This window comes from Desulfitobacterium elongatum, assembly GCF_055378975.1.
Window position 1 is genome coordinate 2,816,450 of record NZ_AP038772.1, and the last position, 14,669, is coordinate 2,831,118.

Genomic DNA, 14,669 nt, shown 5'->3' on the forward strand with positions numbered 1-14,669 from the left:
CTCTCATCACTTCAGAATCAATCGAGGTTAAACAAAATAAGGCTGATGCACGAAATGGTATTTTTGCCGTTATTATAGGACATTCCGCAACTCTTCTCCAACGCCATGACATCTATCCCATAGGCCTCGACAGATGAAACAGCTTCTTCGGGGAATCGGCATTCCTGTTCGTCAACAAGAGAACAGCGGCCACAGTACGTACAAGGGCCAACATTCAGAGGAAGGAATTCTTTGAAGGCCCCGGTACTCTTGATATCGTCCAATACCTTCCTTAATATCTTGGTATGCTCTTTGGTGCCTTCTTGCATACCTTCATAATCAAAAGAATCCTCGAGTTGAAACACCGTCTGGAATAATAGTCCTTGTTTAAACTTTAAAGCCTTTTCCTTCAACGCATTAACCGGACCCACCGCAGGAGGACACATCCAGTTTTTGTTGTAACTGCCACACGAATTTTGCTCGCATTGCGTCCTGAAGTCTTCATTAAATTGAATATCTTCGACAGCGATAATTGCTGATTGATTAGCACCGAGAGATTTTGGCAAAGACATCAACTTCTCAATATTTGAGTTCAAAGAAACAGCTCCTCTCACCTATAGCATCTAACGAAACAAGACAAATACTGTAAGACTAAATAGGAAAAGGAAACCCCTCGAAAACGGACTTCGAAGGCTTTCCTTTTGTTTCAATAGGGTGTTTAGAACATTTCTTTGCTAATTTTATCGATCGCTTCAGTGGCGCACTCGTAGACACCTGGGAAGGAACTTAAATTCAACCCTTGAGTTAGATTCGGAATAAAGTATAACTTTCCGCAATTTTTACAAGCTCTCTCTACTTCTCTGGCAACGATTTCAGGTGTCCAGGTTGGGAAGTCTACGACACCGCTATCGATATCTCCCATGAAGCTAATTTGCTTGCCGTATTTCTTGATAAGCTCAGGCGTGTTGTTGCTTGTCATGACGCCCTGCCAGATATCTATGCCCATTTCGATCATATAGGGAACCAGGTTAGCTGCATAGGAATCACCGTGGTGCACGATCAGTTCGACACCATTGGCCTTATAGAAGCCGTAGATTTTTTTATAAGCGGGTAAAAAGAACTCTTTAAACATTTCCGGAGATACAAAAGAATTCTTTTGGCTGCCCCAGTCGTCATGGTGGAATAACGCATCAGGATGGATTTTATCGATCATTACCCTTGCATATTCCAACTCATACTCCGTAAGATAATCAATGAGCTCATGCATGGCTTCAGGTTCTTCATAGAGCGACATCAATGCCCCTTCCATACCCATGAGGTTATGACACATTTCAAAGACACCGGCAAAATAAACCCCTGTAACAAATTGTTCCTTGCGGTCGACAGAATTGGCATGAGCTACAGCTGCAGCCCAAGCTTCGTCGGAGGTTTCAATAACAGGCGCTTTAACGTATTTTCTCCACTCGGTGACATCATCATCCTTCAAAACAATGTGTTCCTTGTCATGAACAGGGAACTGACCCAGCTGACCTTCCGGCCATCTGTAGGTAATGCCCCAGCCATTCTTGTGCTCCGTACCGTAGGGGCAAAAAGCATCTGCAATCATGGGAATTTCCATGATCAAGTCCATGAATTCGTACTGATTTACAAAGCGATCCGGATTCCCACCTTTGATGGTTTCCATTAAATTCTGTCTCTTCGTTAACATCAATTACGGCCTCCTCTTAGTTATACTTTGCTTCTATCCCTTGCATTAAGCGTTAACTAATTCTTTAGCTTTTACAACGGCACCACCTGCATCAGGGGCAAACCCATCCGCTGCGATGTCATCGGCCATCTGTTGGGTTACAGGTGCGCCGCCGACGATGACCTTAAAACCTGTCAATCCACTATCTTTGAGCGCTTGAACGGTTCCCTTCATTGCCGGCATGGTTGAAGTAAGAAGGCCTGAGCATGCCACTAAGGTTACATTCTCATTGTCTTTAACAGCATTAACAAATTTTTCGGCTGAAACGTCAACGCCAAGGTCGACCATTTTAAATCCAGCACTTTCGATCATCATGGAAACGAGATTTTTACCGATGTCATGAAGATCGCCTTCGACGGTACCGATGATGCAGGTACCCAAAGAAGAGGTGCTATTACCTGCAAGAAACGGTTTAAGTACATCCACACCTTTTGACATTGCTTTAGCAGCCATCAGCATTTCAGGTACGAAAAGTTCTCCTGTGGAGAATTTGTCACCAACGACGCCCATCGAGTCAACCATAGCCTGGAGAATGTCTGCAGCTGCACTTCCTTCATCCAGGGCTTCCTGCACCAAACCTGGAACGAGTTTAGCTTTTCCTGCTTCTACCTTAGCTTTTACTTCATCGATCTTTGACATTTCAATTCCTCCCATAATTTCCTATTTCGTTATTTTTTGACCAAATTTATCTTCCCTGTAAGCTCCGATGTATTCCATGCAGTATTCATCCTCACCTAAGAGTGCTTCAGTGGCATAGATCATACCCATCAAATCTCTGTTTAACGGGTTGATGATCGCACTGTCCATTCCAGCGTTCATCGCTAGGACAAGGAAAGCCTGATTAACGAGTTTTCTGGCAGGAAGGTTAAAGGAAATATTGCTGGCCCCTCCTGTTACATGGATCTTTGGGTACTGTGCTTTGATTTCCCTGATGACTTCAGTAATACTATTGATTCCGTCTTCCGAGGTGCACAGCATTTGTACCAGGGGGTCAATGTGCAAGCGGGACGGAGCAATGTTATATTCCTGTGCTTTTTTCATAAGGGCAGCAAATACTTGCAAACGTTTTTCTGCGTCTTGAGGAATCCCTGTGTCGTCGTTGAGGAGGGCAACGCATTCCCATTTCGTATCAGCAATTATCGGGAATATGACGTCAACCTTGTCCCCTTCCATGGAGACAGAATTGATAAGACCCGGCTTGTTGCAGAACTTAATGGCTTCTGCACAGATATGAACATTAGGGCTATCTATAGCAATGGGCGTATCTGTAACCTCCTGTACCAAGTCGATAAGCCACTTGAGGGTTTCGAGTTCAATGCTGTTTTCAACCGACGCACACACGTCAATGAATACAGCTCCTGCCTCTGTCTGAGCCTTAGCCAGATTGCGAATAAAGTCTGCATCCTTATCAGCGATAGCCTTTGCTACAGAAGGAATTGCACCATTGATTTTTTCACCAATAATGATCATGATGAGACTACCTCCCTTTATTATTTTAAACATTTTCATGCTAGGAACTAAGGCTTTTTAGGTATAAAATAGGAAGTATAAAATTATTTGCCCCCTTTACTGTGATGAGTTTATATGCCATTATATTAAATATTTCGACTTTTTAGAGTTTTCGCCTTTGTGCAATTTCACAATCTTTATACTTTGAACAGTACATGGTGCACTCTGCCTTGGACAAGGAGGTTTATATGGAAGATAATTCGCTTCTTTCCCACTTTTCCTTGAAGTTAGTCAAAATGCTCAGCAAAGAGTCAGGCCTGCAAGCCCTTGTCAATCTAGGGTATGAAATGCTGGGCAACCCATTTACGATAACGGACTTAAGCGGAAAGCTTCTTGCTTCAACCGGTGAAACCAAGGTAACCGATGACCCTGTCTGGAACGAGCTTAAGATGAATAATTATTTCATCTTTCAGACCTACTCGTATTATTTGAAGAATAGTCTATATAACGAGATAGCAAGAAATGAAGTCCCTTTTTACTGGTCCGATCCATACTGCAAATACCGCAGACTTATCGGAAAGATCCGTATTAACTATAACAATGAGGTAGTTTTGGTAATTTGCGCCCATAACCGGGATTTTAATAAAAGCGATGAGGAATTGCTCTCCCTGCTTTGCGATGCCTTTTCCATAGAGTTGCAAAAAACTAAATATATTCATTTCTCTCAGGAACTCATGCATCAAAGCTTTCTGCACGATTTGCTCGACGGCAAGTTTGAAGACGAAAGATTAATCAATGAACGCATGAAGGTATTAGGCTTAAAGTTTAAAAGCAACCTGCTCGTAATAAACCTTGATGTACAGAATTTTGATGCATCAAAATCAACCCTTCCCTATATAAGGGATGAAATTGAAAAGATATTATCAAACTCTAAACCCGTAATCTATAATCACAACGTTGTAATACTAGTCAGTTATGAAAACGAAATGCATTTTCTGGAAATAGAGTCAAAGGCTTTGAAAAAGTTCATAAAAACAAATAACCTACAGGCAGGAATCAGTCGCCCCTTTTCGAAATTAAAGGAAATAAAGGAATATTACCTTGAGTCGATTGAGGCGATAAAGTTAGGAAATCTCTTAAATAAGGAACAACATATATTTAAATATGAAAATTATCTGATTTACGATTTAATAAATAACTATTCCCATTCCGTAAATTATGAAAAGTTTATTCACCGTTCCTTGATTAGACTCATTGAATACGATAAGAAAAACGGCACGGAGTATGTCCGTACCTTATACACGTATCTCTGTAATTTTAAAAACATTAAAGATTCGGCTACCATTTTGAATATCCATCGTAACACCATGTTTCACAGGATTGAAAAGATAGAAAGTCATTTAAATATTGATTTAAATGACGGGGATGTATTATTCCAACTGTATCTGTCTTATAAAATTCTAGAGCTTTTGAAAATTGCTTTGCCCTGATACGATGAAACCTTGATAACCATGTAAATTCGAAGACCTCTATCCAAAATGGATAGAGGTTAAAATCTTATTGACTTAATATATGCTTCATCTTTAAAATGACCATGCTCTGTTGGGGAAAAGGTTGCATTTGGTCTTTTGTCATCCGGTTATATGGTGTCCATAAGCTTACAGACGAGTGCAAATCTGCTAGAGATTTTGCACTCGCTTTGTTATGAGTTAAACTCCTCTACCTTATCTCTCTATATTGGATAAGCAATAAATATTTATTGTATTTCGATAAATATTTATTGAAATTAGTTCTTTAAAACCTTATACTAGGTTCGAAAGGATTATAAAGGAGGACTTGAAATAACTATGGACATCTTAGGCGAAAAGGGCTTATCTAGTCTCGTTAAACGGCTTCTGGATTTAGTGTTCCTAGGCGGGCTTGGAATCTTGATCACCTTACCTTATGTAATAAGATGGTACATGAATGCTCTATCTCTAACCAGCAGCGAAAACTATAATTTTTTACTTGGATTCCTATACATAACAGGAGTCGTATGCCTTGTATTAGTGAATGAGATTCGAAAGATCTTTAAAACCCTGAATCGAAGAAACCCTTTTATGCTGGATAATGTAAAAAGTCTAAACCGAGTTGGAGTGGCATGCTTCATCATTGCGGCCGCATACCTTGTAAAGATTTTTTTCTACAACTCTGTTCTAACTGCAATTATTACCATGGTGTTTATTATTGCAGGTCTTTTTTCCGTTGTTTTGGCTGAAGTATTCCGTCAGGCCATAGAGGTTAAAGAAGAAAACGACCTAACTATATAAAGAAAGGATGCTGGAGATGGCAATTGTCGTAAACTTAGACGTAATGATGGCAAAGAGGAAAATAGGTTTGTCAGAATTAGCAGCAAAGGTTGATATTACCCTGGCAAACCTTTCTATATTAAAAAACAATAAAGCGAAGGCTATTCGTTTTTCTACCCTAGAGGCTATTTGCAATGCGTTGGACTGCCAGCCAGGGGATATTCTAGAGTACCAACGAGACGTAATCCTAGGAGGTGACAGGGATGTCAATTAGTATTCGAGAGTTAGAGAGCCAGGAGGAAGGTCTTGCGAATAAAAAGAATCTCTATCTTTTACTAGGGTCACTCGCCCTTGGTCTCTTGTTCAATTTTTTATTCTTTGAAAAACCCCTGGGTTTGTCCTATCCCCTATTCATAACAGCTCTGTATTCTTTTCTGTTCTGGAATATAAATAAGAAGCCAAAACTAAAACTGGATATCACCTTGCTGTTGGGGATATCTATAACGGCGCTTTCCTTGACCTATTTCTTCTTTTCCAATCCAATCTTTGCCGTCCTCAATTTCTTCATGATTCCCATACTATTCGTAGCCCACACACTCCTTCTAACCTCTAATAATCGGCACAAGTGGTTTGAATCGCTGTTTTTAGTAGATTTACTTCATGGAACCTTCTCCCGCCCTCTCAGAAATTGCCTGAAGCCTTTTTCTATGATCACAAAGAAGGCGAAAAGTAGCGCTAACTTAAGTAAATATTCAGTGGTCGGGAAAATCCTGGTGGGTTTGATCGTTACCATCCCTTTGTTAATCGTAATCGTTCCCCTCTTAGCTTCTGCAGATGATATATTTCGTTATTATATTGAACAAATTCCGAATCTATTTAGAGACATCAGCGCCGATCGATTTATTGCCCAATTACTTATTATTTTGGTAATCACTTGTCTCTTGTTTAGTTATGTATCGAGCTTATTCACTCCTAAGACCGAGTCGAACAATAAAATGTTTGACTTAAAAACTCTCTCTCCTGGAACGTTTCTCGATCCTATAACGGTTACAACCCTATTGGTATTGATTGACGCACTATATATCGTTTTTATCGCAATTCAGTTTTCCTACCTTTTCGGAAGCCTCACTGACGGCCTGCCTGCTAATTTTACGTACGCACAATATGCAAGAAAAGGCTTCTTCGAATTGGTTGCTGTGACTCTCATTAATCTGGTTATTCTCCTCGGCAACCTTAACTTTGTTAAAGCTTCCGGGAGAAAAATTGATAAGGTTGTAAAGATTTTAAACACCACTCTGGTGGTTAGTACCTTCATCATGCTGTTATCTGCTCACCTCAGAATGTCCTTGTACGAGGAAGCCTACGGTTTTACCTATCTGAGAATCTTAACTCATGCTTTTATGGGATACCTGTCTGTGTTGTTTTCTCTATCCTTAGCCAAAGTGTGGCGCCAATCAGTACCCTTACTCAAATCGTTCCTTATAGTATCGATTGTTGCCTATACGCTAATGAACTATATAAACATCGATAAAATAATCGTAAAGAATAATATAGAACGATTTAACCAAGGGGCCTCCATCGATATTTCCTATTTAACCACTCTCTCTTATGATGCTGTACCACAGCTAGTTGACTTTATGAACAGTACGACCGATTCAACATTGGAAAGCAATCTAGAAAACGGACTGAAGTCTAAAAAAGACTTCTTATCAAACGTTAGACCCTGGCAGTCCTTCAACATCTCCAAGTACAACGCCAAGAAAAGTTTAACCCAAGACTTGAATCCTGAACGTTAGTAAATGTAGAAGCACTCGAATGCAAAAAGGCAAACGAGTGCTTTTTCTTTAGTATTACAAGAAAGTCATCAAGGAAGCACTATAGCACTAACGACGAGAAGCTCCAGCAAAGATGCTGGAGCTTGTGATTTTATATCGTGTATTACAAATACTTACTATCAGTTGTCTATTCCTTGAAAGCTATTGTATTAAGGACTTTGCAAACATTTCTATTATATCCTCTTCGCTGGGTACGACAGCACTGTTGAGTCTATTCTTTGCGGTCAGGGCTATTTTACTATATTGACTGATTTCTTCAGCGGTGAGATCTTCTCTTTGGCCGAGAAGTTGGTTCATTAGTTCTTCAAATTGCTTGATCTCGGAAAGATCCATCGCCTTCAAAATTCTTCGAACCAAATCCGGCCGTTCTTTATCGACGAGTTTTAAGTACTCTGTTAAAAGTAGTCCATTCGCTCTGCCGTGATCAACGTCCTTAAAATAAGTCAAAGAATATCCCATCGAGTGTACGATCGTCGTTCCGGTTTGGGCAATGACTATGCCTGCCAAAAGAGAGGCCTGTAACAATTCCTCCCTTTTCTTCAAGTCAAGTATGACTTTGGACTTAGTTTTCAAGGCGTCCAACATATCGGATATACAGTCCATGATCATTCGGATACTTTCAGAGGCTAAACCATCTGATATCGTCGATGCTCTTATAGACAACATTCCTTCAACGGCATGGGATAAGGCATCAATTGCAGTATGAATTGTCGTTTCTACCGAAAGATGCTGCATATACTTTGCATCCAAAAAAGCAACGGTTGGAAACAATAAATTTGAGCTAATGCTTGTTTTTGTCTGTGCCCTATCATTGGTTAAGATAGAATACTGTGTTACTTCTGATCCAGTCCCAGCGGTCGTTGGAACTAAGGCCATAGGCAATATTTTATCTTCATAATTTCCTGAGAACAAGTTCTGCTCGTTAATATCCTGTGAGGCTAATAAGGCAATGGCTTTACCCGCATCCATAGGTGAACCCCCGCCGATGGCGATAATAAAATCCACATTATTCTCTTTTGCCAGTGAAGCTCCTTCATAAGCACAGGAGATTGTCGGATTGCTCATAACCTTATCAAACACTAAATAACGGATGCCGACTGAATCCAAAGCCGTTATAACATCTTTTTCAGAACCGTTCTTTTTCGCAGATTGTGCACCCGTTACAATCAAGGCCTTATTTCCAAGAGTTTTAAACACATTGCTGTTTTGGGTAATACAGTCACTACCCATAATGACTCGAGTAGGCATATAGAAGTTAGTGTTCATGTTTCCTCCTGATTGACTTTCGAAATTTTCGGTTGTTCTTACTATTAATCAATAATCTCTATTCTAACCCCTAGCGATGCGACCTTCAAGGGTCTTTGTGCCGTGCTTCATCCATTACACAGTGCTCCACATGCCTCGATTTAAACTTCGAGCCGCAGTTGCAGCAGAACGAATATCCTTTAATCGCACAAAAAGAAGGCTTAGGAATGCCCTACTACAGGGCACTCCTAAACCTTCTTTTCGCTCAACCTTATAAAAAACATGAGTATTCCATTTGTTCACCTCCCTATATAGCTTCTATCCAGCGTTCTATTGCTTTTACTGATGTTTTCAAAGCGTCTTCTGAGAATTCGATGTTCATCCCACTTACAACCTCCGAATCAGGACACAATTTTTTGATATCCTGAAAGGTATGTCCAAGCCATCCGGCATTTGAGGCAAAAGGAATGATTTTTTTACCGCGTAAATCTATTTCTGATAAAAATGTAAAGACTGCTGGTGCCATGGTATACCACCATACCGGTGTGCCAAGAATGATAATTACAATTTTTCATATACGTCATCTGTTACGGCCTCTAACCATTCATTGCAGCCACCTTCTGCCGGTACTTCCACAGCCAGATGTGAAAACCAGCTGTCGCTGGCTGCACCATGCCAGTGTTTTACTTCAGGCGGGATGTTTACCACATCGCCCGGCTGCAGTACTATTGCTTCTTTTCCCCATTCCTGATAATATCCTCTGCCGCCTGTTACTAAGAGAATCTGTCCACCCTTATGATGGATATGCCAGTTATTGCGGCATCCTGGTTCAAAAGTCACGTTTCCAATGGGAACTCCAGTGGTTGTTAACATATTCAGGTACGCCTGACCGATAAAATACTTGCTGAACATTTCCGGGAGTTTATCACCGATGTGAAAAATAACGCCTTTACTTAAATCCTTTGTTTCATTCATGTGTTTGCCTCCAATCGTTTATGTTTTTTTTGACTTTGCTCATTCAAGTTTTTTACTTGCTTTCCTCTATCACGACTGACGCTTCATTGACACATCGAAGAGCATTCAGGCTCCTTGGATATCCAATATACGGCAAGCACTGGGATATGATTTTAATCAGAAATTGCTTGTCATTGCCTATCCTCATATTAGCTGCTGCGTGACTTGTAAGCTGCGGTTCGCAGCCGCCCTGTGCAGACAGAAAGCAAAAGGTAATCATCTCACGCATTTTGTAGTCAAGACCTGTACGGGTGTAATAATCACCGAAGCAGTTAGCTGCCAGCCAATAATTGATATGGCGTGATTCCTCCGGTCCTGATTTGTGAAACCCTTCCATCTGTGGCCCGAAAATATCCACCTGTGCCTGAATTCCCATCTCCAGACGGTTTTCAGTTGTTGTGGCTGCCTGTCCTTCCAGTGGCAGCGTAATTCCACTCTCTATCAGTACATCATTGGTAGCATGTAAAAAATCAAATATCCTTCCTATTCCAAGGTAAGCGACTGCTTGATATACCACCTCTTTTATCTCAACAGGAGTGACTCCGAAGTTCATTGCTGCCTTCATCATCGCCTTGTATTCATTCACGCATTGTGCACCAACGAGTGTCGCCAGTATTGAAATCATACGTGTGCGGTCATCTAGGTCATCACAATTTACTACTTCGTCAAAAGCAAAGTTGTCAAAGCGTTCAATAAATTCCGGATCTGTTTCTAAAAGTTTAGATTCATATCCCGGAAACATTTTTTCATGATATTTTTTAGAGAATTCCGTAATTGCCATAAATTGCTCCCTTCTTAACTGCTGTATTATTATCTATCTGATGTTAGCTTAACATCTGGAGTTCACTCCAAGTCAAGGCAATGTTTTCATTTTTTTCTTATCCATTTTCTAAAGGCCACAGCCTAATCCATCCATTACTCTCCTCCCGGAAAGTCGGTAGAAGCTGCTAACTCTGTCTGTGTTTCGTAATCAGCAATGCGTGCCTTTAGGGTTGAAATCGTACTTGCAAGTGCCTGTGAACCAAGCATCATACGCATTGGCGCATTTTCCTTTTCAACACTCTCGATGATACGTGCAGCCATTCGAACAGGATCTCCAGGTGCAAGTCCATTAGAAGCATCAAGCATTTTCAGGAAACTATGTGCAGGATTGCCATCATATTCAGGCATGAGGTTGGCAATCTTTGCACTACCATAGCGGAACTCTGTACGAGCTCCACCAGGCTCAACAAGTGTCACCCCAATATTGAAAGGCTTAACTTCCTGAGCAACTGCCTCACAAAATCCCTCGATTCCAAATTTTGTAGCGTGATACATAGAATTTCCAGGGAAAGCAACCTGACCGCCGTAGGAAGAAATCTGAATGATACGGCCACCTCCCTGCGCGCGCAGATGAGGCAATGCTGACCTAATGAGCTGAATTGAACCGGTCAGATTAGTAGCTATAATATTATTAACCTCTGTGTCAGAAAGTTCTTCAGCAGCTCCGAATAGACCATAGCCTGCGTTGCTCACGAAGACGTCAATACGTCCAAATTTTTCGAAAGAACTGTCAACAAGTTTATGGATGCTAGGAACATCTGTTACATCCAAGATTTCACACTTGAATGTGTCTGGATGCTTATCAATAAAATCTGCAACCTTTTGTTTACTACGAACGGTGCCGATAACCACATCTCCTTTTTCGAGAAGTTGTTTCGTTAACTCATGTCCAAAACCACTGCTAATTCCTGTTATAAACCAAGTACGTCTTTTCATGATAACTATCTCCTTTACTTTGAATTAATTAATTTGCTACTATCATGGATAGAATAATTTCGATTTTAATTTAACAACTAAATTATTGTCCAATTGATGTCAGCTTAGCACTTGGAGTCAACTCTAAGTCAAGATATATTTTTTATTTTTTTCCACTTTATCTACCAACATTCAGAAAATGTTTTCCAGCCTTCCATAATGCACTCATAGACAAAGGTTACCTTTATAACAATAAAAAACGGCTGACTTAAAGTTTTCACTCCAAATCAGCCGCCTTAATGATTATTTTATTCACCGCCACATTCCATCTCTGTCCCGTCCATAAAGGTAAAATCTTCTTTGCTACATCTGCCGCATCTTCCGCCAGAATCGATCCCTGGTATAACAGTCATGGTCACAGTACTTTCGCTCGTTGGCTCAGTGTTGTAATAAATCCAGCCATCGAGCACAGAATTCAGCTATTTCATTTGGCCTAGCTTTTTACTATACTGTTTGCCTCTCGTTATAATCCCATTGACTCAGCGACGAGTTCAGTGATATCTAGGACCTTGATATCTGCGCCAATTTTCTTAGCTGCATTTTTGAAGCTCCATTTGCAGAACGAACACGCAGTGACAAGTGTTGTTGCTCCAGTCGTTTGAGCCTCTTTTACCCTTTCCGTACCTGCTAGTAATGTAGTTTCGGGTAATTCTTGTGGATAGTGCCCGCAGCATACGGTGTAATCTTTATTTCCTTCCATCTCAACCAGATTTATGCCAGGGATACTCCCGATAACAGTTCTTGGCTGTTCAGTGATTTTAGCGGTTCTTGACAGCTGACATGGATCCTGGAAGGTAACTGTTTCCAGGTATTCCTTGGATAACGTAATCTTCTTTTCTTCGAGCAGTCTCGCCAGAAGCTCTGAGCTATGCAATACGGTGAAGCCCAAATCTCCGACAACCTTGGGATAATCCAATTTAAGGGTTTTGTAACAGTCAGCGCAAGTTGTAACAACTTCTGTAGCACCAGAGGCTCTTATGGCCTCAACATTATGCTTTACTTGATCTTCAAATTGCTTGACCAATCCAGCGTTAAGCAATTGCGGTCCGCCGCAGCACCATTCTTCTTCACCTAGAATTGCAAATTCAACTCCGGCTTCATTTAAAATTTTAGCAAAGCTCTGTGCGTTTTCTTTATTTCTATACGAAGCCATACAACCGACATAGAAGAGAAGCTTTCCTTTACTCGGAATCTGCATACCCTCTGGAACCCATGCCGTTCTATCAGACTGGAGTCTAGCAAAGCGGTTATGGCCTTTTTCTATGGCTGCCGCAACTTTCTTGAAGTTGTCGGTGGGGCCGACGCCGGCTTTGACAAGGTCAGCTCTGAACGCTCTGACGACATCAGGCACCTTGACACCGTGGCCGATGTCCTTGCCGATCACCGTCCGGAGAAAATTAAACACTTCGCCGCAGCTCGTTTCGCAGTGGCCACAAAGCACGCACGCGTAAATAGCGTTGACGAGCTCGTCACTAATCTCGAGATCGCCCTCGATCACACCTCTGGCAATCGTATTCATGCCAGCACCGCTGTAGCTCAAGAAACGGTCTTTTTCTCTCATAGGGCAGGTCCTGTTGGGCATGTAGTCATGGAAAACGACATTAGGACGGAAGGGATCGACAGGTCCCTGGACACACTGGCCGCAGATGCTGCATCCGTAAATTTCGCCTTTAATTTTATTAAGATTTTCGAATGACATTATTTATTCCTCCTTGTATACGGAATAACTTTCGGATTCATGATATTATTCGGATCGATAGTATCCTTGATGCTCCTCAGGAGCGCATGATGCGTCGGCTTGAGCGGATCGAGGTTCCACTTCGTCGTGCTCGTAACCGACATGCCCGGAGCAGAATTCGGCACAGAGAACCACGCTTCGCAGATTTCTGTCCAAGCTGCGTTCATTGCATCCCGCTGGTCAGGCTCTCTATAGGCAACGACCGGGAAGGAGCAACCGACACCCTTCATAAACCAACCAAAGATGCAGTTCTCGTGTAGGCCATGCTTAGCCAAGATTTCCTTGAAAGACTTATAAAGAAATGGATATACCTCCAATGAATGCCAGTAAGAGTCGATAAAGACTAGATGGCCATAGCCTTCCTTCTTGTAAATATAAGCGGTCAGCGCTCCTCCGTAGTAAATCAAGGATGCCACATCCGGACCTAGGTCAAGTCCGCCGGTTTCAACACCGATTTTCTGACAGAGCTTTACTTTTCTGGAGACTTCATCCGGATGACCGGAAATTGTCATGGAGATCATATGCGGAAGAGGAAGATCAAGGCCGATGATTTTACCCACACCGTCATCGTTGATGTCGATGGTATCCGGGATGTCGGCACGGAAGATGAGGTTTACGGCTTTAAGCAGGCCATCAAAATTATCGTGATTGTAGGCAAGCGTGATGAAGCCAAAACTCTCAGGCTTGGGGTGTATACGGCAGCTCACTTCAGTCACTACGCCCATTGAACCACGCGAGCCGACGAAAATACCAGTCAGGTCGCTCGTGTGGGTGTATCTGCAATAGGGTTCGCAGTTTTGCAGGCCGTTGACGCCGGTCCTGACGATTTCGCCGGTAGGCAGGACGACTTCGATACCTGTTACGTTCTCGGAGAAGTATCCGTAACGGGCGCAGTTGCCACCGATTCCGACAGTGTTGACCCAGGCGCCGATGGAGGCGACAGGACCGAACATCGGACGGCCGGAGAGAATAAATCCTCTCTTATCCAGCTCTTTGCTGATCTGATAAACCGAAGCTCCACCCTGAGCTGTCAGATATAAACAAGCATCTTCATCGATCTTTATAATTTTGTTCATTCTATTCAGGTCAAGAATGATGCCTTCTTTTGAAGTACACAGAGCCGCCGTTGTGGCGCCGCCGCGGACGTTAATGGGCGTATCCGTTCTATTTGCGAGACGCATAATCTCGGCAACTTCTTCCGTACAACCAGGAAGGACTATGATTTGTGCCTTCTGTGGTGGCAAGGAACTGTAATCCCGGGAGTAAACAACCAGGGAAATCGGATCATCCGAAACATTTTTAGCACCGACGATTTGTTCGAGCAAAGGCTTTATTTCTTTAATATTCATGAAGTTATTTCCTCCTTCTGGGTCATAAAATTAAGCTGTAAAGACATATTTTGTAAAAATAAAATCATATAAAGATTTAGCACGTTTGCGTTATGGCGGATGGCCTCGGTTGATATCCAATGTTGTCATCTCCTCCTCATTGTCCTTCTATTCTTATTTAAAATCATTAGGGACCCTCCTTCAAGGTACAAATCTTTGCGAATGCGCATGAAGTATACATGGAGTGAA

Annotated in this window: 15 protein-coding genes; 4 read left to right on the forward strand and 11 right to left on the reverse strand. The window is 41.9% G+C overall.

Annotated features, from left to right (window positions below; all coding sequences use genetic code 11):
• Positions 1 to 17: 17 nt before the first annotated feature.
• The 4 genes from ACZ42W_RS13090 to ACZ42W_RS13105 all read right to left on the reverse strand — a co-directional run bounded on the left by ACZ42W_RS13090 (position 18) and on the right by ACZ42W_RS13105 (position 3,196).
• Positions 18 to 575: a DUF2284 domain-containing protein gene (locus tag ACZ42W_RS13090; protein WP_464165791.1), complete on the reverse strand. Its 558-nt coding sequence runs from the start codon at positions 573 to 575 to the stop codon at positions 18 to 20.
• A gap of 122 nt (positions 576 to 697) precedes the next feature.
• Positions 698 to 1,687 carry a uroporphyrinogen decarboxylase family protein gene (locus ACZ42W_RS13095; RefSeq protein WP_464165792.1) on the reverse strand — a complete coding sequence of 330 codons (990 nt, stop codon included), beginning with the start codon at positions 1,685 to 1,687 and terminating at the stop codon, positions 698 to 700.
• A 45-nt stretch (positions 1,688 to 1,732) separates the two neighbouring features.
• The gene (locus ACZ42W_RS13100; RefSeq protein WP_464165793.1) at positions 1,733 to 2,365 is read right to left on the reverse strand and encodes a corrinoid protein; all 633 of its coding nucleotides are present in this window, start codon (positions 2,363 to 2,365) and stop codon (positions 1,733 to 1,735) included.
• A 21-nt stretch (positions 2,366 to 2,386) separates the two neighbouring features.
• On the reverse strand, positions 2,387 to 3,196 hold the full coding sequence (locus tag ACZ42W_RS13105; protein WP_464165794.1) for a methyltetrahydrofolate cobalamin methyltransferase: 810 nt from the start codon (positions 3,194 to 3,196) through the stop codon (positions 2,387 to 2,389).
• 227 nt (positions 3,197 to 3,423) lie between these two features.
• Here ACZ42W_RS13105 and ACZ42W_RS13110 point away from each other — a divergent pair, with 227 nt between their 5' ends.
• From ACZ42W_RS13110 to ACZ42W_RS13125, 4 genes are all read left to right on the forward strand, one after another.
• Positions 3,424 to 4,665 (forward strand): PucR family transcriptional regulator, encoded by a 1,242-nt coding sequence (locus ACZ42W_RS13110; RefSeq protein ID WP_464165795.1) that lies wholly within the window; start codon positions 3,424 to 3,426, stop codon positions 4,663 to 4,665.
• Positions 4,666 to 5,022: 357 nt separating this feature from the next.
• Positions 5,023 to 5,484, forward strand: a complete 462-nt coding sequence (locus tag ACZ42W_RS13115; RefSeq protein ID WP_464165796.1) for a DUF2975 domain-containing protein — start codon at positions 5,023 to 5,025, stop codon at positions 5,482 to 5,484.
• A 16-nt stretch (positions 5,485 to 5,500) separates the two neighbouring features.
• Positions 5,501 to 5,737 (forward strand): helix-turn-helix domain-containing protein, encoded by a 237-nt coding sequence (locus ACZ42W_RS13120; protein WP_464165797.1) that lies wholly within the window; start codon positions 5,501 to 5,503, stop codon positions 5,735 to 5,737.
• Positions 5,727 to 7,259 carry a DUF4153 domain-containing protein gene (locus ACZ42W_RS13125; RefSeq protein ID WP_464165798.1) on the forward strand — a complete coding sequence of 511 codons (1,533 nt, stop codon included), beginning with the start codon at positions 5,727 to 5,729 and terminating at the stop codon, positions 7,257 to 7,259. Before ACZ42W_RS13120 ends, ACZ42W_RS13125 begins: the two co-directional genes overlap by 11 nt.
• 180 nt (positions 7,260 to 7,439) lie before the next feature.
• Here ACZ42W_RS13125 and ACZ42W_RS13130 read toward each other — a convergent pair whose 3' ends face one another.
• From ACZ42W_RS13130 to ACZ42W_RS13160, 7 genes are all read right to left on the reverse strand, one after another.
• The gene (locus tag ACZ42W_RS13130; protein WP_464165799.1) at positions 7,440 to 8,564 is read right to left on the reverse strand and encodes an iron-containing alcohol dehydrogenase family protein; all 1,125 of its coding nucleotides are present in this window, start codon (positions 8,562 to 8,564) and stop codon (positions 7,440 to 7,442) included.
• Between the two features lie 286 nt (positions 8,565 to 8,850).
• Positions 8,851 to 9,069, reverse strand: coding sequence for a flavodoxin (locus tag ACZ42W_RS13135; RefSeq protein ID WP_464165800.1), 219 nt, complete (start codon positions 9,067 to 9,069; stop codon positions 8,851 to 8,853).
• A gap of 35 nt (positions 9,070 to 9,104) precedes the next feature.
• Complete coding sequence (locus tag ACZ42W_RS13140) at positions 9,105 to 9,518, reverse strand: cupin domain-containing protein (protein ID WP_464165801.1); 414 nt, start codon at positions 9,516 to 9,518, stop codon at positions 9,105 to 9,107.
• A gap of 52 nt (positions 9,519 to 9,570) precedes the next feature.
• Positions 9,571 to 10,338: a carboxymuconolactone decarboxylase family protein gene (locus tag ACZ42W_RS13145; protein ID WP_464165802.1), complete on the reverse strand. Its 768-nt coding sequence runs from the start codon at positions 10,336 to 10,338 to the stop codon at positions 9,571 to 9,573.
• Positions 10,339 to 10,472: 134 nt separating this feature from the next.
• On the reverse strand, positions 10,473 to 11,315 hold the full coding sequence (locus ACZ42W_RS13150) for an SDR family oxidoreductase (protein ID WP_464165803.1): 843 nt from the start codon (positions 11,313 to 11,315) through the stop codon (positions 10,473 to 10,475).
• A gap of 502 nt (positions 11,316 to 11,817) precedes the next feature.
• Complete coding sequence (locus tag ACZ42W_RS13155; RefSeq protein ID WP_464165804.1) at positions 11,818 to 13,053, reverse strand: (Fe-S)-binding protein; 1,236 nt, start codon at positions 13,051 to 13,053, stop codon at positions 11,818 to 11,820.
• Complete coding sequence (locus tag ACZ42W_RS13160; RefSeq protein ID WP_464165805.1) at positions 13,053 to 14,441, reverse strand: FAD-binding oxidoreductase; 1,389 nt, start codon at positions 14,439 to 14,441, stop codon at positions 13,053 to 13,055. The genes ACZ42W_RS13155 and ACZ42W_RS13160 overlap by 1 nt, the downstream gene beginning before the upstream one ends.
• Positions 14,442 to 14,669: the final 228 nt, after the last annotated feature.